We start from the raw sequence: 19,464 nt of genomic DNA, 5'->3' as shown, positions 1-19,464 counted from the left end.
CACCATGGACCGATGCGCGACGACGAGGCGACCACTGCCCAGGGGGCAATCGGTTCGCTCGTGCATCGTGCTGTCGACGGTGACGAGCAGGCCACGCACGATCTGCTCGCCCATGTCCACCCCCTCGCGCTGCGCTACTGCCGCACCCGGCTGTCCCGGCTGCCTGGTGACGCACGGCACTTCGTCGAGGACCTGGCGCAGGAGGTCTGCGTGGCGGTGCTGCTCGCACTGCCGCGCTACAAGGACACGGGACGCCCATTCGAGGCCTTCGTCTTCGCCATCGCCGCGCACAAGGTCGCCGATCTGCAGCGCGCCGCGATGCGCCACCCCGGCTCGACGGCCGTGCCTTCGGACGAGATGCCCGAGCGGCCCGACGACTCCCTCGGCCCCGAGGAGCGCGCCCTCCTCAGCAGCGACGCCGAGTGGGCCAAGAAGCTCCTGGCGAACCTTCCGGAGAACCAGCGCGAGCTGCTGCTCCTGAGGATCGCCGTGGGCCTCACGGCCGAGGAGACGGGACAGATGCTCGGGATGTCTCCGGGAGCGGTCCGGGTCGCCCAGCACCGGGCGCTGAGCCGCTTGAGGGCGCTGGCCGAGCAGTAGGGCCGGCTTCCGGGATCCCCGGTCCCTGGATTGGCGGGAGGTCGGGGCAGGTGGTGAACGAGGTGGCCACCAGGACCGTACGAACCCACGAAGCGGCGGAGCAGCCCATGGTGTGGAATCAGAGCCCCCAGTTCGCCGTTAGCATGGACATCCGCACCGATCAAGGCCATTTGGGGAAGGTGTCATGACTGCCAACGTCGACGGAGTGCCCGAGAAATTCGCGACACTCGGGCTGACCTACGACGACGTGCTGCTGCTGCCGGGCGCGTCGGAAGTGCTTCCGAGCGCGGTCGACACCTCGTCCCGCATCTCCCGCAACGTGCGCGTGAACATCCCGCTGCTCTCGGCGGCGATGGACAAGGTGACCGAGTCCCGCATGGCGATCGCCATGGCGCGACAGGGCGGCGTCGGCGTACTACACCGCAATCTGTCCATCGAGGACCAGGTCAACCAGGTCGACCTGGTCAAGCGCTCCGAATCCGGGATGGTCACCGACCCGATCACGGTGCACCCGGACGCGACGCTGGCTGAGGCCGACGCGCTGTGCGGCAAGTTCCGTATCAGCGGTGTCCCGGTGACCGACGGCGGCGGCAAGCTGCTGGGCATCGTCACCAACCGCGATATGGCCTTCGAGACCGACCGCTCCCGTCAGGTGCGCGAGGTCATGACCCCGATGCCGCTGGTCACCGGCAAGGTCGGCATCTCCGGCCCGGACGCCATGCAGCTGCTGCGCCGCCACAAGATCGAGAAGCTTCCCCTGGTCGACGACGCGGGCGTCCTCAAGGGCCTCATCACGGTGAAGGACTTCGTCAAGGCCGAGCAGTACCCCAACGCCGCGAAGGACGCCGAGGGCCGGCTGATCGTCGGTGCCGCGGTGGGCGCCAGCCCCGAGGCGCTCGAGCGGGCCCAGGCGCTGGCCGAGGCCGGGGTGGACTTCCTGGTCGTCGACACCTCGCACGGTCACAACAGCAACGCCCTGAGCTGGATGTCGAAGATCAAGTCGAGCGTCCGCGTCGATGTGATCGGCGGCAACGTCGCCACCCGTGACGGCGCTCAGGCTTTGATCGACGCCGGTGTCGACGGCATCAAGGTGGGCGTGGGCCCCGGCTCGATCTGCACCACCCGGGTGGTCGCCGGCATCGGCGTCCCCCAGGTCACCGCGATCTACGAGGCGTCCCTCGCGGCCCTTCCGGCGGGCGTCCCGTTGATCGGCGACGGCGGCCTGCAGTACTCCGGCGACATCGGCAAGGCGCTCGCCGCCGGCGCCGACACGGTGATGCTGGGCAGCCTCCTCGCCGGCTGTGAGGAGTCGCCCGGCGAGCTGCAGTTCATCAACGGCAAGCAGTTCAAGTCCTACCGCGGGATGGGCTCGCTCGGTGCGATGCAGTCCCGGGGCCAGGGCCGGTCGTACTCGAAGGACCGCTACTTCCAGGCCGAGGTGGCCTCCGACGACAAGCTCGTGCCCGAGGGCATCGAGGGCCAGGTGCCCTACCGCGGCCCGCTGGCCAACGTGCTGCACCAGCTCGTCGGTGGTCTGCGCCAGACGATGGGCTACGTGGGCGCGGCCTCCATCGACGAGATGGAGACCAAGGGCCGCTTCGTACGGATCACCTCCGCGGGCCTCAAGGAGAGCCACCCGCACGACATCCAGATGACGGTCGAGGCGCCGAACTACAGCCGCAACAAGTAGTCGTACGACGCCGTAATCGGCCTCCACGCGCGCGTGCAGCACGGCCAAGGGCGGCCCCGGGAGCTTCGGGGCCGCCCTTGTCATAGGCGTCGGTGATACTGGAAGACGCTGAAACGAAGAGGGAAAGGCCACAGAACGTGACTGAGATCGAGATCGGGCGCGGCAAGCGCGGCCGCCGGGCGTACGCCTTCGACGACATCGCCGTCGTCCCCAGCCGCCGTACGCGAGACCCGAAGGAGGTCTCGATCGCCTGGCAGATCGACGCCTACCGCTTCGAGCTGCCCTTCCTGGCCGCCCCCATGGACTCCGTCGTCTCTCCGGCCACGGCGATCCGCATCGGCGAGCTGGGCGGCCTCGGCGTACTGAACCTCGAAGGCCTGTGGACGCGGTACGAGGACCCGCAGCCGCTCCTCGACGAGATCGTCGAGCTGGACGCCGAGACCGCGACCCGCCGCCTTCAGGAGATCTACACGGCTCCCATCAAGGAGGAGCTGATCGGGCAGCGCATCAAGGAGGTGCGCGACTCGGGCGTGGTCACCGCCGCCGCGCTCTCGCCGCAGCGCACGGCCCAGTTCTCCAAGGCCGTCGTGGACGCGGGCGTCGACATCTTCGTGATCCGCGGTACGACGGTGTCGGCCGAGCATGTGTCGGGCGCCTCCGAGCCGCTGAATCTGAAGCAGTTCATCTACGAGCTGGACGTCCCCGTCATCGTGGGCGGCTGCGCCACGTACACGGCGGCGCTGCACCTGATGCGTACGGGCGCGGCCGGTGTCCTGGTGGGCTTCGGAGGCGGCGCCGCGCACACCACGCGCAACGTACTGGGCATCCAGGTGCCCATGGCGACGGCAGTGGCGGATGTCGCGGGCGCGCGCCGGGACTACATGGACGAGTCCGGCGGCCGGTATGTGCACGTGATCGCCGACGGCGGAGTCGGCTGGTCCGGGGACATCCCCAAGGCCATCGCCTGCGGCGCCGACGCCGTGATGATGGGCTCCCCGCTCGCGCGCGCCACGGACGCGCCCGGCAAGGGCCACCACTGGGGCATGGAGGCCGTCAACGAAGAGCTGCCGCGCGGCAAGAAGGTCGACCTCGGCACGGTCGGCACGATCGAGGAGATCCTCGCGGGTCCCTCGCACACCCCCGACGGTTCCATGAACTTCTTCGGGGCGCTGCGTCGGGCGATGGCGACCACCGGGTACAGCGAGCTGAAGGAGTTCCAGCGGGTTGAGGTCACGGTGGCGGACTCGCAGCACAAGCGGTGACGTGACGCTGCGCTCGGCTTGAGCGGAGGGAGGGGCTCGGTTGCCTGTGTGGGCGACCGGGTCCCTTTTCTGTGCCCAAGTGGGCTGGTGGGGGCGCGGGTTGTGAGAGGGGGCGCGTGGTTGCGTTTGGGGCGAATGTGGGCTGAACGGGCGTAGTGGGGCGATAGTGTCCGTGTTCGGCGCCCTGGTTCTTTGGGGCGCCCCCTTCCAAGGACACGGTTCCGGACCCCGGGCGTCGGGGCCCGGCCCGAGCTCCAATGAACCGTCCACCGGGCCTCTGGTCGGCGTCATGGAAGGGGGCGCGCCCATGGGGCGTCACCGCAAGCCCACCCCGCTGGGATCGAATCCGTCTTCGGATGGTGCCCCTACAGAACCTAGGGGCGGACACTCGTGAACCGGCTAGGAGCCTGCCGCAGTGTCCGCTGCGGTGGGCTCCACCTTTTTGTACGGTACCGGATCCGCCGTTGGGCGGCGCGGCGCCGGAGGAGGTGGATCCTCGATGGATGAGTGTCCACGCCTATAGGAACTAGGGGTGGACACTCCGTTCTCCTATCAGGAGCCTGCCGCAGTGCCTGCTGCGGTGGGCTCCACTTTCGTACGGCACCAGATCCGTTACCGGCGGTGAGGTGCCAGAGAAGGTGGATCTTGCGGATGTACGTGTTTCGTACGCTATCGGCGCACCAGCCCCGCACGCCACCAGCCCCAGAAGCACAACCCCGCACACGCGCCCCCTTCACAACCGATGCGCCGCCCCCGTAGGCGTAGCCCCCCGCGTATCCAGCAGCAACTGCGCCTTCACCGAAAGCCCCTGGAGGTCGTACGTGCGATGGTGCTGGAGCAGGATCGTCAGGTCGGCGTCGGCGGTGGCCTCGTAGAGGGAGTCCGCGCGCGGGACCGGGTGGTCCAGGACGCTCCAGGACGGTACGTACGGATCGTCGTAAGTGATGGCGGCGCCCAGTTCCATCAGCCGGAGCGCGATCTCCCGGGCGGGGGAGCCCTGCTGGTCGGCGTGGTCCGGCTTGTACGTCACGCCGAGGAGTAGTACGCGTGCGCCTCGGGCCGACTTGCCGTGTTCGTTGAGGAGTGTGGCCGCGCGCTGGATGACGTACTGAGGCATGTGGTTGTTGACCTGCTGGGCCAGTTCGACCATGCGCAGGGCGCGGGTTCTGGGGCCCGCGAGGTCCCGGGGGACGGCGTGGCCGCCGACTCCGGGGCCGGGGCGGAAGGCCTGGAAGCCGAAGGGTTTGGTCTCGGCGCAGCGGATGACGTCCCACAGGTCGACGCCCAACTCGTGGCAGAGGACGGCCATTTCGTTGACCAGGGCGATGTTGACGTGCCGGTAGTTGGTCTCCAGGAGCTGCACGGTCTCCGCTTCGCGTGGTCCACGCGCGCGTACCACCTTGTCGGTGAGCCGGCCGTAGAAGGCGGCGGCCGATTCGGTGCAGGCGGGGGTGAGGCCGCCGATGACCTTCGGGGTGTTGGCGGGGGTGTGGTCGCGGTTGCCCGGGTCGACGCGGCTGGGCGAGTACGCGAGGTGGAAGTCGCGGCCCGCGCGCAGCCCGGAACCCTCTTCGAGGAGAGGACGTAGGAATTCCTCCGTGGTCCCCGGGTACACGGGTGACTCCAGGATGACCGTGGTGTGCGGACGCAGATGTGTGGCCAGGGCTCGCGCGGCGGCGGTCACCTGGGTCAGGTCGAGCCCGCCGTCCGCGCCGCGGGGGGTGGGTGTGCAGATGACGGCGGTGCGGACGCGGCCGAGTTCGGCGGGGTCGGTGGCCGGGCGGAAGCCTGACGAGAGCATCCGGCGCAGGTCGGCGGCGGACAGCGGTGCGGGGTCGCCGCTCTGGTAGCCGAGCGTGGGGATGCCGGTGGTGGCGGCGGCCTGGGCCAGGGGCAGGCCGAGCTGGCCGAGGCCGATGACGGCGAGATCTGCGGGCATGGCGGTGGGCCGTCCTTCCCAATAGCCGAGGCGGGACAACGGCGCAAGCCCTGTGGACAGAACGGGCGAGCGCAATGTCAGACTAGGAGTAAATATGACCGATTTGCGGGATTGTCCGGTGGTGATTCCTTGCGAGTCGCCGAGAGTTGTCCACAGGCTGGCGGTGGGTGGTGGCCGAAGTCGGGCAACGCCGTCAGACTTTGGGTGTGGGGGATGTGGACCGAGCCTCGCCGAACAGATGAGGCCGGCTCGACGGAAAGCGGGAGGCAGCGGTGAGGACAGCGACACTGGGACCGGCGGAGCGCGCCGAGTCGCTCGCATCCATGGCCGAGCATGAGCTGGATCTGCTGGTCGTGGGCGCCGGCGTGGTCGGCGCGGGCACCGCTCTGGACGCCGCGACCCGCGGACTGTCCACCGGCCTGGTCGAGGCGCGTGACTGGGCGTCAGGCACGTCGAGCCGGTCGAGCAAGCTCATACACGGCGGCCTGCGCTATCTGGAGATGCTCGACTTCGCGCTTGTGCGGGAGGCGTTGAAGGAGCGCGGCCTGTTGCTGGAGCGGCTGGCGCCGCACCTCGTGAAACCGGTGCCGTTCCTGTATCCCCTGCAGCACCAGGGCTGGGAGCGGCTGTACGCGGGATCGGGCGTCGCGCTCTACGACGGCATGTCGATGGCGCGCGGTCACGGACGAGGGCTGCCCATGCACCGCCACCTGACGCGCCGCCACGCCCTACGGGTCGCACCCTGCCTGAAGAAGGACGCGCTGGTCGGGGCCCTGCAGTACTACGACGCGCAGATGGACGACGCCCGCTATGTGGCGACACTGGTACGCACGGCGGCGGCGTACGGCGCGAAAGTCGCCAACCGCGCGCGAGTCACCGGCTTCCTGCGCGAGGGCGAGCGTGTCGTCGGTGCCAGGGTGCAGGACGTGGAGGCGGGCGGGGAGTACGAGATCCACGCCAAGCAGGTCGTCAACGCCACAGGGGTGTGGACGGACGACACCCAGGCGATGGTGGGCGAGCGGGGACAGTTCCATGTACGGGCGTCCAAGGGCATCCACCTGGTCGTCCCGAAGGACCGGATCCACTCGACGACGGGACTGATACTGCGGACCGAGAAGTCCGTGCTGTTCGTGATCCCGTGGGGACGTCACTGGATCCTGGGTACGACGGACACAGACTGGGACCTGGACAAGGCGCATCCCGCGGCGTCCAGCGCGGACATCGACTATCTCCTGGAACACGTCAACTCGGTGCTGGCGGTGCCGCTCACACGTGACGACGTGCAGGGGGTGTACGCGGGGCTGCGGCCGCTGCTGGCGGGGGAGTCGGAGGCCACCAGCAAGCTGTCGCGCGAGCACACCGTGGCGCATCCGGTGCCGGGGCTCGTGGTCGTTGCGGGTGGCAAGTACACGACGTACCGCGTGATGGCCAAGGACGCGGTGGACGAGGCGGTGCACGGTCTCGACCAGCGCGTCGCCGACTGCGTCACCGAGGACATCCCGCTCATCGGCGCCGAGGGGTACCGGGCGCTGTGGAACGCGCGGGCGCGGATCGCCGCGCGGACCGGGCTCCATGTGGTGCGCGTGGAGCACCTGTTGAACCGGTACGGGGCGCTCGCCGAGGAGGTGCTCGACCTCATCGCCAAGGACAGCTCACTGGGCGAGCCGTTGCCGGCCGCCGAGGACTATCTGCGCGCCGAGATCGTGTACGCCGCCTCGCACGAGGGGGCGCGGCACCTGGACGACGTACTGACCCGGCGCACGCGCATCTCGATAGAGACGTTCGACCGCGGGACGCGCAGCGCACGGGAGGCCGCGGAGCTGATGGCGCCGGTGCTCGGCTGGGACAAGGACCAGATCGAGCGTGAGGTGCAGCACTACGAGAAGCGGGTGGAGGCCGAGCGGGAGTCGCAGCGGCAGCCGGACGACCTGACGGCCGACGCGGCACGGCTGGGAGCGCCGGACATCGTGCCGCTGTAACGCAGCGTGCCCTCGCCGGGGTTGGGGGTGGCGCATTCCGATTGTGGGCACCCTGCGCACTGACTGGTCGTCGAGTGAGGGACAATGGAGGCTCTGTCGGGGCGGGTTGCATGAGGGGACGCATGTCGGAGCCGGAGCGGGACGGGACATCCCGTCAGGACAAGAGTGAACGTCTCCTCGCCGGTCGGTACCGGCTGGGAGAAGTCCTCGGCCGCGGCGGCATGGGCACCGTGTGGCGAGCCAAGGACGAGACGCTGGGCCGGACGGTCGCCGTCAAGGAGCTGCGGTTCCCGTCGAGCATCGACGAGGACGAGAAGCGGCGGCTGATCACGCGCACCCTGCGTGAGGCCAAGGCGATCGCGCGGATCCGGAACAACGGCGCGGTGACGGTCTTCGACGTGGTCGACGAGGACAACCGTCCGTGGATCGTGATGGAGCTCATCGAGGGCAAGTCCCTCGCCGAGGCGATCCGTGAGGACGGGCTGCTCACCCCGAAGCGCGCTGCGGAAGTCGGGCTCGCCGTCCTCGACGTGCTGCGTGCCGCGCACCGCGAGGGCATCCTGCACCGTGACGTGAAGCCGTCGAACGTGCTCATCTCCGAGGACGGCCGGGTCGTGCTCACCGACTTCGGTATCGCGCAGGTCGAGGGCGACCCGTCCATCACCTCGACCGGCATGCTCGTCGGCGCGCCCTCCTACATCTCGCCCGAGCGGGCGCGCGGCCACAAGCCGGGGCCCGCGGCCGACCTCTGGTCGCTCGGCGGTTTGCTGTACGCCTCGGTGGAGGGTGTGCCGCCGTATGACAAAGGGTCCGCCATCGCGACGCTCACCGCGGTGATGACCGAGCCGCTCGAACAGCCGAAGAACGCGGGGCCGTTGGAGGAGGTCATCTCCGGGCTGCTGGTGAAGGACCCCGAGCAGCGGCTCGACGAGGCGGGTGCGCGGGCGATGCTCACCGAGGTGATCCACGCGCCCGAGCCCAAGGAGCCGGAGCCGGAGCCGATGGACGCGACGAAGGTCGTGCCCTTGCCGGACGTGCCGGAGGCGCCCTCGAAGAAGGGGAGTTCGGGCGGTGGGGCCGGGGGCGGTTCCGGGAGCAGGCCGGGCAAGGCGGGCAAGAAGGGGGAGGAGGCGGCCGAGCGGTTGCTCGGGGCGTTTCGTTCCGTACGGAAGAGTGCTGCCGCGTCGGCGGGGGCGGCCTCTGCGGCTGTGGCCGGAGTGCGGGGTAAGTCGGACAGATCCACCGCCGGCTCCGAGGGCTCTGCCGAGTCATCCGCCGCCACCGAGCCAGCCGAATCCGGCAGCTCCGCCGAGCCCGCCAACTCCGTCGATTCAGCCCGCTCCACCGAGTCGGCCGGCTCTGCCGGCTCGACCGACTCAAAGGTTTCCTCCGGGAAGGGCGCGGCAACCCCGAGCGAGCAGACGCCCGCCGGCGAGAAGGCCGAAGCAGCCGAAGCACCCGCGAAGGACAGTGAGACAGCCGCCGTCGGGCTGAGCTCTGGCGGAGCGAACTCCCCTGCGGTGAGAGGGACTTCGGAGGCCGCGACGTCGGGAGCCGGTGGCGGGACGCCGTCGTCCACCACCCCCAGGGCGCCGCTCAGCGATGTGGTGTCGCGGCGGACGTTGGTGGTCGTCGCGGTGGCCGTGGCACTCGCCGTACTCGGCACGATTCTCGCGGTCGTGCTGGACGGCGATGACGATCCCGGGGCTCAGGGCAACAAGGGTGGAGGCAACGCAACCGCGTCCAGCGGGGCGAACGCCGGGAGCGGCACCAAGCAGGACGAGAACAGCGGTACCGGCACGGACGGCGGTGAAAAGCCGGAGTCCGCTGCCGGAGCCTCCGGAAGCCCGACCACCGGGGGTACGCCGAGCCCGAGCCCGACCCCGAGTGGGGCGAACGGAGGCGCTGGCGGGGATTCGAAGGACATCGCCGCGTCGACGTACAAGGCAGGCCAGGGATACTCGATCGGGCTGCCGAAGGGGTGGAAGTACCAGTCCACCAGCGCGAGCGGGGACAGGTTCACCGGCCCTGACGGGCAGCAGCTGCTGGTCGCCTGGACGTCCACGCCCAAGGATGACCCCGTGGCGGACTGGAAGAACCAGGAGCAGTTCATGGCGCGGTCGCAGTACCAGCGGATCCGCATCGAGAAGGTGGGCTACCGCAGCTGGAACGCGGCCGACTGGGAGTTCACGTACTCGGAGGGCGGGACCAAGTACCGCTCGATCGACCGCGGGTTCGTCGTCAACGACCGGCTCGGTCACGCGCTGATGTACACCGCGAAGGCCTCGACGTGGGACAGCGAGCTTCGCAGGGACACCTGGCAGACACTCGCGCGTACGTTCGAACCGAAGTCCTGAGGGAAACAAGAGGGATACGGGAGTCTTGAGATCTCGCATCCCCTCACTGCGGGTTGCCTCCGGCACGTATCGTGAGTGGTTGCGGACCGTACGCAGCCGGATATGCGGCCACAACGGGACGCGTGACGAACGGATTTGACCGACCGGGTGGCCGGGGGAGGCATCGTGGACGACTATGCGGGACGGGTACTCGCCGACCGCTACCGCCTGCCGCTGCCGCCCTCGGACGAGTACGAATTCGCCGAGAGCCGGGCCTTCGACACCTACAGCGGGCAGGAAGTGCTGGTCAGGCAGGTGCCGTTGCCCGAGGTCGTCGAGGCTGAGGTGATCGACGCCGACGGCTTGCCCGACGGGTTCGTGGCGCGGGACGGCGGGGCGCGGCGGTCGGCCGCGCGGCCCACCCGGCGGCCCACCGAGCCGGCCGTGCGCCGGGCGATCGAGGCCGCACAGGCGGCGGCGCAGATACCCGACCACCCTCGGCTCGACCAGGTCTTCGACGTGTTCGCCGAGGGCGGGTCGCTGTGGATAGTGAGCGAGTTGGTGCCCGCCCGGCCGCTTGCGGCGCTGCTCGCGGACCGCCCGCTGACTCCGTATCGGGCCGCCGAGGTCGCCGCCGATGTGCTGACCGCGTTGCGGGTGCTGCATGCGCACGGCTGGGTGCACCGGAACATCACCGTCCGTACGGTGCTGGTCTGCGACGACGGCCGGGTGATGCTCACGGGGCTCGCGGCCGGGGCGGCCGAGGAGGCGCTGTGCGGGTACGACCCGGTGCCGGTTGCGGAGGGTGAGCGCGCCGGGGGCCCTGAGGGGGCCGATTCCGATTCCGGTTCCGCTTCCGGAACGGCCGCCGGTTCGCCGGTTCCGCACGGAGAACCCGGTCAGCCCGGTCAGCCCGGTCACCACGGCTCGCCCGCTGTGCCCCATACACGATTCCCCGGTGACGACCGGTCCGCCGTAGAAGCGGCGCCCGGCGATCATGGAGCCGTGGCGCCCGTTGCGCAGCCGCCGGTCGCGGGGCGGCGGGCGTTGGAGCCGAGCAACGACGTACGGGCGGCCCGGGCCGGAGCCATCGCGGCCTATCGCGCCGGTGCGCGGGCTGCCGCGCGGGTGCACGAGGAGCAGCGGGACGGACGGCACGGACAGAACGCAGCGTTGCCCGCGCCGCGGCCCCGTCCCGCCGAGAGTGACACCGAGGCCGGGCAGACCTCCGCGTACGGCGTGGAGCACACTGCGCCGCCCGGCCAGATCGCCGACCCGTATGGAGTGGGCGGGTCGAACCCCTGGCATGGCGCCGTTCCCCGGGCCGGAGCCCCCGCGCTGCCCGGCAACGGCCAAGGCCCCGGACAGCCCGCACTCCCGGGCCAGGCGAACGTGACGGGAACCGGAACGGGCATACCGGGCAACGGATTTGGCGCTTCCGGCACAGGAACCGACGTACCGGGGAATGGAGCCGCCCCCGAGGCAAGCGGCGTACCCACCGGGTCCCCCGACTACCGCACCGACCCACACGCCCCACACGCTCACGCCCCAGACCCTCATGCCCCTGACCAGCACACTTCCTCCGGGCCCACCCGCTGGCCCCACCTCGTCCCCGAACGCGCCCCTCACCGTGGCCCCACCACCGCCCTCGCCGCCGAGCGCGCACGCCAGGCCCGTATGGCGGTCGTGGGACCGGTCACCGAGCGGTGGGCGCCCGAGCAGGCCGGGCCGGTGCACGAGAACTGGCAGTTGGCGGCGCCGATCGGGCCCTCGACCGACCTGTGGGCGCTGGGCGCGCTGCTCTTCAGGGCCGTGCAGGGGCATGCGCCGTATCCGGAGGAGAACACCGCCGAGCTCGTGCAGCTGGTGTGCGCGGAGCCGCCCGCATTCGCGGAGGAGTGCGGGCCGCTGAGGCCGGTCGTGGAGTCGCTGCTGCGTCAGGACCCCACCGAGCGGCTGGACTTCGAGGAGCTGCGCGGCTGGCTGCGTTCGCTCGTACGGTCGGCGCCCGAGCCCGAGGCGGGGACACATGTCGTGGTCGTGCCGCCGGTGGATGCCACGCGCCTGCCCGTCGTACGCCGCCGGGGCGAGCTCGTCCGTAAGCGTCGTGCCGGCTTGCCCGACCGGCATGCCCGTCACAAGCGGCAGGAGAAGGCACCCAAGCCCCGCCGCCTGGGCCGCACCCTGCTGGTGCTGATACTGCTGGCGCTGGCCGCGGCCGTGGCGTACGCCATGGTCTTCATGCCCAAGGCCGAGCCGGACGCGAGCGGCGGCGCGCAGACCGGTGCCGCCGGGGACGCCGCGCCCGAGGCCTCGTCCGACACCGACCCGAACCCCGGCACGGACGGGAACGCGGGCACGGATCCGCAGCCCGACGAGACCCCGAGCGCGACGCCGAGCAAGGAGAACAGCCCCAGCCAGTCGTCCAGTTCCGACACGCAGACCACTGGCCCCGATCTCCCGCAGGACTTCACGCTGCGTAAGGATTCCGAGGGCTTCAGTGTCGCGGTCGCGCGCGGCTGGGACCGGACGCCCAAGAACGGAAGCGGGCAAGTCGTCTACTCCCAGGGCAACTTCGAGCTGCTGATCGTGCCCGGACGCGACACCGCCAGTCAGTACGGCGACGATCCGATGACGTATCAGCGCGAGGAGGAGCGCGAGTTGCAGCGGTTCCGCGACTCGACCTGGGCCACGTCCAGCGGGATGCGGCGGATCGACGTGGGCGGACGGGCCATGGCCGAGGGCCAGTTCACCTGGCAGGACGCCGAAGGACGCGAGATCTACGTACGCAATCTCGCGATCCTCGTCGACGGCCGTTACCACGTGGTGCAGTTGCGCGGTCCGGAGGCCGAGCGGGACGAGGTGTCACGGCTGTACGAGCAGGCGTCGGCCACCTATCGGATCACCGGTTGACGTCCGGAACGCCAGGGCCGGATCGCTCCACCGAGTGGGCCGGTGACTGCCCACCAGCCCTGCGGTTACCGCCAGTTCCCGCAGGTCCCTTCTCCACGCACAAGGCGCAACCGTCACAGTGCGGTACCGAGTGCCCATGCGGGTTCCCCTGTTCGATGGCCGGTCCCTAGTCTGAGACCGTCAAGAACATTGCGGGGAAACGTGAATCAGATGCAGGGCGTGCTCCTCTCGGACCGCTACCGGCTCGTCGACTCCATCGGGAGCGGCGGCATGGGCCGGGTATGGCGAGCGCATGACGAGGTGCTGAACCGTGCCGTCGCCATCAAGGAGCTGACGGCCGCGCTGTACGTGTCCGAGAGCGATCAGGCCGTACTGCTCGCCCGTACCCGGGCCGAGGCGCGTGCGGCCGCGCGGATCAACCACTCGGCCGTCGTCACGGTGCACGACGTGCTGGAGCACGACGGCCGGCCGTGGATCGTGATGGAACTGGTCGAGGGCCACTCGCTGGCCGACGCGGTCAAGGATTCGGAGCGCGTCGAGCCCCGGGAGGCGGCACGGATCGGGCTGTGGGTGCTGCGTGCGCTGCGGGCCGCGCACTCGGCAGGCGTACTGCATCGCGACATCAAGCCCGGCAACGTACTTCTCTCCCGGGACGGCCGTGTCCTGCTCACCGACTTCGGGATCGCGCAGATGGAGGGGGACACGACGATCACGCGGACCGGCGAGATCGTCGGCTCGGTCGACTATCTCGCGCCCGAGCGCATCCGCGGCCATGACCCCGGCCCCGCCTCCGACTTGTGGGCGCTCGGTGCCACGCTCTACACGGCGGTCGAGGGGCGTTCGCCGTTCCGGCGGACCACACCGCTGACCACCATGCAGGCGGTGGTCGACGAGGAGCCGGGCGAGCCGGAGCACGCGGGCCCGCTTGGGTCCGTCATCACCGCCCTGCTGCGGAAGGATCCGGCCACCCGGCCCGACGCGGCCGAGGCAGAGCAGATGCTGGCCGAGGCGGCGGAGGGACGGCGGCCGCACGCGGCGCAGGTGTACGTGCCGACTCAGCACTCCGTTCGGTACGAGCCGGAGGCGCGCACGGGGCCCGCGGGCGCCGGAGCGGAGGTGGCCACGGGCACGCCGTATCCGCCGATGCCGGGTCCGACGCGGGTCGGAGCGCAGTACGACACAGCGGGGACCGGGACGGGCACGCGTGGGGGCGACGCTCTCGTACGGCCGCCCAAGCGCCGTCGGCTGCGCACGCTCGCCCTCGTCGTGGTGCTCGCGGCGATCGTCGGCGGGGGTGTCGCGGTCGCGTTGCAGCAGTTCGGCATGGACAGCCCCACCGACTCCGCCGCGCCGGGCCCGAGCACCAGTGCCACGCCGCCCGAGGAGGGGGGCCAGGGGGCGGTTCCCGCCGGCTGGGAGCAGTACAACGACCCGGCTGGCTTCAGCGTCCACCTGCCCAGGGGCTGGAAACGGTCCGTCTCCATCAAGCAGCAGGACGGCCTCCAGCAGGTCGACTACTCGCCCGACAAGGGCAAGCACCTCCTCCGTATCGCCGTGGACACCTCGCCGGACTTCAGCAGCGCGTACGACCACCAGCGCGACCTGGACCAGCAGGTTTCCCAGCGCCTTGTGGCCTACAAGCAGCTGCGCCTGAAGAAGGAGATCTTCCGCGACCTGCCGAGCTCCCGCTGGGAGTACACGTGGACCGCGCTGGCGAAGGACCCGCCGTACTCCCCGGGGCCGCGCCGCGCGATCGACGTGGGGTACATCGCGCGGGACGGCGTCGAGTACGCCATCTACATGTCCGCACCGGCCGAGGACTGGGCCACCATGCGCAAGCAGTTCACCTGGGTCCTCCAGAGCTGGAGGGAGGGCTAGGGCCGTTCCGGTCGGAGGCGCCGACATGATCAGTACAATCTCGCCGAACGTGATGTGAACATGCCGGAAAGGGGCCGACTGTCCATCGTGTAACGGGAGGCTCTCATGCTGAAGCGCATGGCTCGGATCGCGGCTGTGCCCGCGACTGTGGTGCTGGGACTGGCGGCCGGCACCGGACCTGCCTACGCCGGCACCAACACGGAGGCGTACCTGGTCACGGGCGGGTACACCGTGGGCAGCGCGCACTGGACCGCCAACGGTGACTCCCTGCTGGTGTGCGACCAGCGGAAGAACGGTGAGTCGGTCTGGGGCGGTGTGGAGCACTACGAGACGGGCATCGTCTTCGACAGCCTGTACAACAACGCCGGATCGGGCAGTTGCCTGGGCTTGACGGTCAACCTGGCGGAAGGCACGTACATCAAGCTCAAGGTGTGCAGTGCCTACCGCGGCAACGTCAACTGGGACGACTGCGAGTACTCCCCGCGCGGCCAAGCCTGAGCTCCCGGAAGTGTGCCGCCAACCCTCGTGGGTCGGCGGCACACTTGGCCGGTCAGTGCCGCGGAAGGCAGGCGTCCGGCGGGGCATGATGGGGCGCATGGGGACCGAGGGCGAGAACCTCCGTGTCATCGCAGGTCGTTACCGGCTTGAGGGCTCGGTCGGCCGGGGCGGCATGGGTGTCGTATGGCGGGCCACGGACCTGTTGCTCGGCCGGCAGGTCGCGGTCAAGGAACTCGCCGTCGACCCGTCGCTCCCGGAGGAGGAGTCCCGCTCGCAGCGCGAGCGCACGCTGCGGGAGGCGCGGGCCGTCGCGCAGCTCGAGCACCCGAACATCATCGTGGTGCACGACGTGGTCGAGGACGACGAACGCCCGTACATGGTCATGGAGTTGATCGAGGGCAGCTCGCTCGCCGACCGGATCTCCGCGCACGGGCCCGTCGACGCCACCGAGGCGGCGCGGATGGGCATCGCCCTGCTCGGCGCGCTGCGCAGGGCGCACGGCGCGGGCGTTCTGCACCGTGATCTGAAGCCTGCGAACGTCCTCGTCTCCGACGAGGGCCGCGTCGTGCTCACCGACTTCGGGATCGCCCGGGTCGAGGGCGCGACGACGCTCACCGAGAGCGGGTCGTTCGTCGGCTCGCCCGAGTACACCGCGCCCGAGCGCATGGCCGGGGCCAGAACAGGACCCGAGTCCGACCTGTGGTCGCTCGGCGCGCTGCTGTGCACGGCGCTGAGCGGCGAATCGCCGTTCCACCGCGACTCGTTGGGCGGCATTCTGCACGCGGTGGTCTCCGCCGAGATCCATCCGCCGGACGAGGCCGCGCCGATCCTTCCCGTCGTACGCGGGCTCCTGGAACGCGATCCCGGCCGGCGGCTCGGTTCGGCGGAGGCGGAGCAGATGCTGCGGGCGTTTCTCGACACGGGCCGTACGCCACCGGTGCCGCCCGGGCCCGCGACGCCGACACGGCGGAACGTACCGGAACGGCAGCCGGTGACCGCGCCGCCCCGCATCCCCTCGCCCACACGGCCGCCGAGGCTGTCGGCCCGGAGCGCGCTGATCGCGGCCGCGCTGGTCGCCGCGATGGCGGGGGCCGGTGTGTCAGCGGCCGCGCTGCTGATGAGAGGGGGCGGGGACAACGGCCGTACTCCGTCACCCACGAGCTCGGCGCCCGAGACGAGCCCCGGTACGAGTCCGCCGACGAGCCCCACGCCCTCGGTGACCGGCACGCGCTCGCCGACGTCCATCGTGGACACGGCTCCGTCGCGGGACCGGCCGCCCAGGATCCCGTAACCGCCGCCAGGATCCCGTAGCCGACCGCCCAGGGCCCCGTAAAAGGAACATAAGGAACGCCGTGCGTCACGGGTGTGTGACCGGTGGGCATCAGGGGTGGAAGCAGGCCGCCTGGCGCGATAGAGATGGTTCCTATGAGCATCAACGGGGGAGCCCCTTACGGGGCGAATGAGCCAACGAGTTTCGGTCTGCAACCGCCGCAGCCGGGTGTGCCCGGACAGCAGCCCGGCGTACAGCAGCCCGTCGGCGTCCCCTATCCGGGCAACCCGTACGCGGCGCCCACCCAGGTCGTGCCCGAGCAGCAGGTGCCGCAGACGCAGCAGGCGCCGCCGGAGCCCGGCACCGGGCGCCTGATCGCCGGCCGTTACCGGCTGCTGGGCAAGCTCGGCCATGGCGGCATGGGGACCGTATGGTGTGCCAAGGACGAGACGGTGGACCGTGAGGTCGCCGTCAAGGAACCCCGTGTGCCGGACCATCTTCCCGAACGCGAACGCGCCAACATCTTCGAGCGCATGCGTCGCGAGGCGCGCGCCGCGGCCCGGCTCGATCACCCGGCTGTCGTGAATGTGCACGACGTCGCGGTGGTGGACGGCCAGCCGTGGATCGTGATGGAGCTGGTGCCGGGACGTTCGCTCGGCGCCGCGCTGCAGGAGGGCACGCTCGGGGTGCGCGAGGCGGCGAAGGTCGGCCTCGACGTCCTCGGCGCGTTGGAGGCCGCGCACGCCGCGGGCATCCTGCACCGCGACGTCAAGCCTGACAATGTCCTGCTCGGCCCGCACGGCCGCGTCGTCCTCACCGACTTCGGCATCGCCCAGATCGAGGGCGAGACCAACCTGACGGACACCGGCGGCTTCGTCGGCTCACCCGAATTCATCGCGCCCGAGCGGGTGTTGGGGCAGCGGCCGGGCCCCGCCTCCGACCTGTGGTCGCTGGGCGTCGTCCTGTACGCGGCCACGGAGGGCATCTCGCCGTTCCGCCGCACCAACACACCCGCCACACTCCAGTCCGTCCTCAACGCCACGCCGGCCGCAGCGAACGCGGCCAAGGGCCCGCTCGCCGACGCCATCAACGCCCTCCTGAACAAGGACCCGGCCCGCCGCCCGAACGCCGCCCAGGTCCGCCAGCTCCTGGAAAAGGCCGCCCAGCCGCCCCAGGAGACCAAGCTCGTCCAACTCGCCTCCCCCGGCGGCAAGTCGGTCCGCATCGGACGCAAGGGGTGGATCGGGATCGCCGCGGGGCTCGTCGTGGTGACGGTGGTCACCGCGTTCCTGCAGATGGGCAACCCGTTCGCGGGGCCGTTGCCGGAAGGCTGGAAGACGCACAAGGAGAAGGACGTGGCGGCGACGCTGGCCGTGCCCCCGGACTACGTGCGGGGCGTGCCCGACAGCGCCACGGACAAGACCCACTGGGTCACGTACACGGACCCGAGTTACTCCGTCTCGATCGGCCTGTACCTGTACAAGAAGTCCGAGGACAGCCTCAACGAGATCGCGGGCACCGCCAGTTCGGAGGCGTACCAGGACGCCGACGCCATGGAGAAGACGGACGACAGCGCGTTCAGCAACATGGCGGAGTCACCCGCGCCCAAGGCCGATACCACCGAGACGTCGTACAAGAAAGGCGAGGCGGCGGAGAACGTCGTCACCTACGTCGACGACCAGACGGACTCCGACACGCCCCGGCCGCGCGAGGCCCGGATCTTCTACTACAAGACCAAGTCGGGCGACCTCTACAAGCTGTGGATCGACTATCCCGGCAAGGGCGACTTCACCGGGCGTGGCCGCGAGGTCGCGAAGGCGGCGATCGAGAACCTGGACATCGACAGGCTGTGAACTCCGGGCTGGCGTAGTGCGGTTATCAGTGCGTGGAGTTGTCGTGGGCCGGTGGTGAGGATGGCTTCCGGGGTGTCGCTTTCGCGGAGGAGGATCGTTCCGGCGGGGGTGGTGGCCACGTTCACGCAGGCGGAGGCTTCCTGGCTGTACGTGGACTTCTGCCATCGCGGTTCGGGCACGGCGGGCTCCTTCAGAGGTCTCGGGCGAGATGGACGATGAAGTCGCGGGACTTGGCCTCAGGGAGTGCAGCTTGCTCCATGCGGTCCAGAACCAGGTGGTAGCGCTCCAATTGGGCCGGGGAGTCGATGAGTTCGGCGCCATGGTCAGTGTCGAGCTGGACGGTGTCGAGCTGGCGGACCGGGCCGTGGAAGTAGTCGATGCCCTGGCCGGAGGTGTGGAACGGGCCACTGTCGAAGGGGATTACGGCGATGGTGACGTGGCCGAGTTCGCCCACCTCGGTGAGATGGTCGAGCTGGGCCCTGACCGTGCTCCGGTCGCCGAAGCGCATACGGAGAGCGGCTTCGTGAATGATCGCCGTGTACGGCGGCGGCTGTTCGCGGTGCAGGATCGCCTGGCGCTTGATGCGGTGCGACACGCGGTGCTCGACCTCGTGCGGCTTCAGCGGGGGCACAGTGTGACTGAACAGGGCTCGGGCGTGGTCCGTGGTCTGCAGCAGGCCGGGGATGTTGATGACGTGTGCCACGCGTAGGGCGGTGGCGTGGTGTTCAACCTCGGTGAGGTCCAGCATGCGAGGCGCGAGGATGTCGCGGTACTCCTCCCACCAGCCGCGTCGACGCTCACCGGTCATCGCCGCGAGGGCGTCGATCAGCGGCTCGTCGGTGCAGTCGTAGTGACGGGCAAGTGTGCGCACGCGCTCGCCGCTGACCCCGTAGCGCCCCGCCTCGATGTTGCTCACGCGCGACTGTGTGGCGCCCACCAGCGCCGCGGCCTGCGTGGCGGACAGGTCCGCGCGCTCGCGCAGCCTTCGCAGTTCGATGCCCAGTCGCCGACGCCGGGCGGTGAGGAGGGGGGTTGGCTGCGGCATCAGCTGCGACTTCCCGTTCGTACGTATGGCGCGTGGGTCACCCACACGAAGGTAATAGGGGCTACAGCCCCTGTGATTCATGGAATGTAGTCCATGAAGCGGTCTACGGTGAGTCCCGAGCCGCTCAACTGGCCCCGCCGGTAAGCCGGAAGCGCACCGCGTTGCCCGCACGCACGCGACATGCCACCGCCCAGCCGGAGT

At 70.3% G+C, this 19,464-nt stretch carries 12 protein-coding genes and 1 pseudogene; 10 read left to right on the top strand and 3 right to left on the bottom strand.

From position 1 onward, the window contains the following. Positions 1 to 12 precede the first annotated feature (12 nt). From ABD357_RS02190 to ABD357_RS02180, 3 genes are all read left to right on the top strand, one after another. Positions 13 to 600: a sigma-70 family RNA polymerase sigma factor gene (locus ABD357_RS02190; protein WP_344387075.1), complete on the top strand. Its 588-nt coding sequence runs from the start codon at positions 13 to 15 to the stop codon at positions 598 to 600. Between the two features lie 184 nt (positions 601 to 784). Continuing rightward, positions 785 to 2,290 carry an IMP dehydrogenase gene (gene guaB, locus ABD357_RS02185; RefSeq protein WP_344387073.1) on the top strand — a complete coding sequence of 502 codons (1,506 nt, stop codon included), beginning with the start codon at positions 785 to 787 and terminating at the stop codon, positions 2,288 to 2,290. Positions 2,291 to 2,427: 137 nt separating this feature from the next. Next, the gene (locus ABD357_RS02180; protein WP_344387070.1) at positions 2,428 to 3,552 is read left to right on the top strand and encodes a GuaB3 family IMP dehydrogenase-related protein; all 1,125 of its coding nucleotides are present in this window, start codon (positions 2,428 to 2,430) and stop codon (positions 3,550 to 3,552) included. A 733-nt stretch (positions 3,553 to 4,285) separates the two neighbouring features. Here the strand turns inward: ABD357_RS02180 and ABD357_RS02175 are convergent. Further along, complete coding sequence (locus ABD357_RS02175) at positions 4,286 to 5,491, bottom strand: nucleotide sugar dehydrogenase (RefSeq protein WP_344387069.1); 1,206 nt, start codon at positions 5,489 to 5,491, stop codon at positions 4,286 to 4,288. A 272-nt stretch (positions 5,492 to 5,763) separates the two neighbouring features. Here ABD357_RS02175 and ABD357_RS02170 point away from each other — a divergent pair, with 272 nt between their 5' ends. From ABD357_RS02170 to ABD357_RS02140, 7 genes and pseudogenes are all read left to right on the top strand, one after another. After that, entirely contained in the window at positions 5,764 to 7,470 is a 1,707-nt protein-coding gene (locus ABD357_RS02170) for a glycerol-3-phosphate dehydrogenase/oxidase (RefSeq protein WP_344387067.1), read from the top strand. Positions 7,471 to 7,592: 122 nt separating this feature from the next. After that, complete coding sequence (locus ABD357_RS02165; RefSeq protein WP_344387065.1) at positions 7,593 to 9,827, top strand: serine/threonine-protein kinase; 2,235 nt, start codon at positions 7,593 to 7,595, stop codon at positions 9,825 to 9,827. A 165-nt stretch (positions 9,828 to 9,992) separates the two neighbouring features. After that, positions 9,993 to 12,719, top strand: coding sequence for a protein kinase (locus ABD357_RS02160; RefSeq protein WP_344387064.1), 2,727 nt, complete (start codon positions 9,993 to 9,995; stop codon positions 12,717 to 12,719). A 210-nt stretch (positions 12,720 to 12,929) separates the two neighbouring features. Beyond that, positions 12,930 to 14,597 carry a serine/threonine-protein kinase gene (locus tag ABD357_RS02155; protein ID WP_344387171.1) on the top strand — a complete coding sequence of 556 codons (1,668 nt, stop codon included), beginning with the start codon at positions 12,930 to 12,932 and terminating at the stop codon, positions 14,595 to 14,597. Positions 14,598 to 14,702: 105 nt separating this feature from the next. Further along, the gene (locus tag ABD357_RS02150) at positions 14,703 to 15,095 is read left to right on the top strand and encodes a hypothetical protein (RefSeq protein WP_344387062.1); all 393 of its coding nucleotides are present in this window, start codon (positions 14,703 to 14,705) and stop codon (positions 15,093 to 15,095) included. A gap of 97 nt (positions 15,096 to 15,192) precedes the next feature. After that, positions 15,193 to 16,368: pseudogene (locus ABD357_RS02145) on the top strand (serine/threonine-protein kinase); the annotation flags it as partial. Between the two features lie 152 nt (positions 16,369 to 16,520). Continuing rightward, positions 16,521 to 18,218 (top strand): protein kinase domain-containing protein, encoded by a 1,698-nt coding sequence (locus ABD357_RS02140; protein ID WP_344387061.1) that lies wholly within the window; start codon positions 16,521 to 16,523, stop codon positions 18,216 to 18,218. Here ABD357_RS02140 and ABD357_RS02135 read toward each other — a convergent pair. Further along, positions 18,134 to 18,397, bottom strand: a complete 264-nt coding sequence (locus ABD357_RS02135) for a DUF397 domain-containing protein (RefSeq protein ID WP_344387060.1) — start codon at positions 18,395 to 18,397, stop codon at positions 18,134 to 18,136. The genes ABD357_RS02140 and ABD357_RS02135 overlap by 85 nt on opposite strands. A gap of 11 nt (positions 18,398 to 18,408) precedes the next feature. Beyond that, positions 18,409 to 19,263, bottom strand: a complete 855-nt coding sequence (locus ABD357_RS02130) for a helix-turn-helix domain-containing protein (protein ID WP_344387059.1) — start codon at positions 19,261 to 19,263, stop codon at positions 18,409 to 18,411. Positions 19,264 to 19,464: the final 201 nt, after the last annotated feature.

The organism is Streptomyces vastus (assembly GCF_039532825.1).
Lineage (GTDB): Bacteria > Actinomycetota > Actinomycetes > Streptomycetales > Streptomycetaceae > Streptomyces > Streptomyces vastus.
Note: the sequence above shows the minus strand (reverse complement) of the source record. Positions and strands in the feature narration are given on the sequence as shown.

What these genes read in the sequence shown, in the direction of transcription:
- ABD357_RS02150 (WP_344387062.1), top strand. Translation starts at nt 14,703, where the DNA reads ATGCTGAAGCGCATGGCTCGGATCGCGGCTGTGCCCGCGACTGTGGTG.
- ABD357_RS02175 (WP_344387069.1), bottom strand. Translation starts at nt 5,491, where the DNA reads ATGCCCGCAGATCTCGCCGTCATCGGCCTCGGCCAGCTCGGCCTGCCC.
- ABD357_RS02130 (WP_344387059.1), bottom strand. Translation starts at nt 19,263, where the DNA reads ATGCCGCAGCCAACCCCCCTCCTCACCGCCCGGCGTCGGCGACTGGGC.
- ABD357_RS02155 (WP_344387171.1), top strand. Translation starts at nt 12,930, where the DNA reads ATGCAGGGCGTGCTCCTCTCGGACCGCTACCGGCTCGTCGACTCCATC.
- guaB (WP_344387073.1), top strand. Translation starts at nt 785, where the DNA reads ATGACTGCCAACGTCGACGGAGTGCCCGAGAAATTCGCGACACTCGGG.
- ABD357_RS02165 (WP_344387065.1), top strand. Translation starts at nt 7,593, where the DNA reads ATGTCGGAGCCGGAGCGGGACGGGACATCCCGTCAGGACAAGAGTGAA.
- ABD357_RS02140 (WP_344387061.1), top strand. Translation starts at nt 16,521, where the DNA reads ATGAGCATCAACGGGGGAGCCCCTTACGGGGCGAATGAGCCAACGAGT.
- ABD357_RS02190 (WP_344387075.1), top strand. Translation starts at nt 13, where the DNA reads ATGCGCGACGACGAGGCGACCACTGCCCAGGGGGCAATCGGTTCGCTC.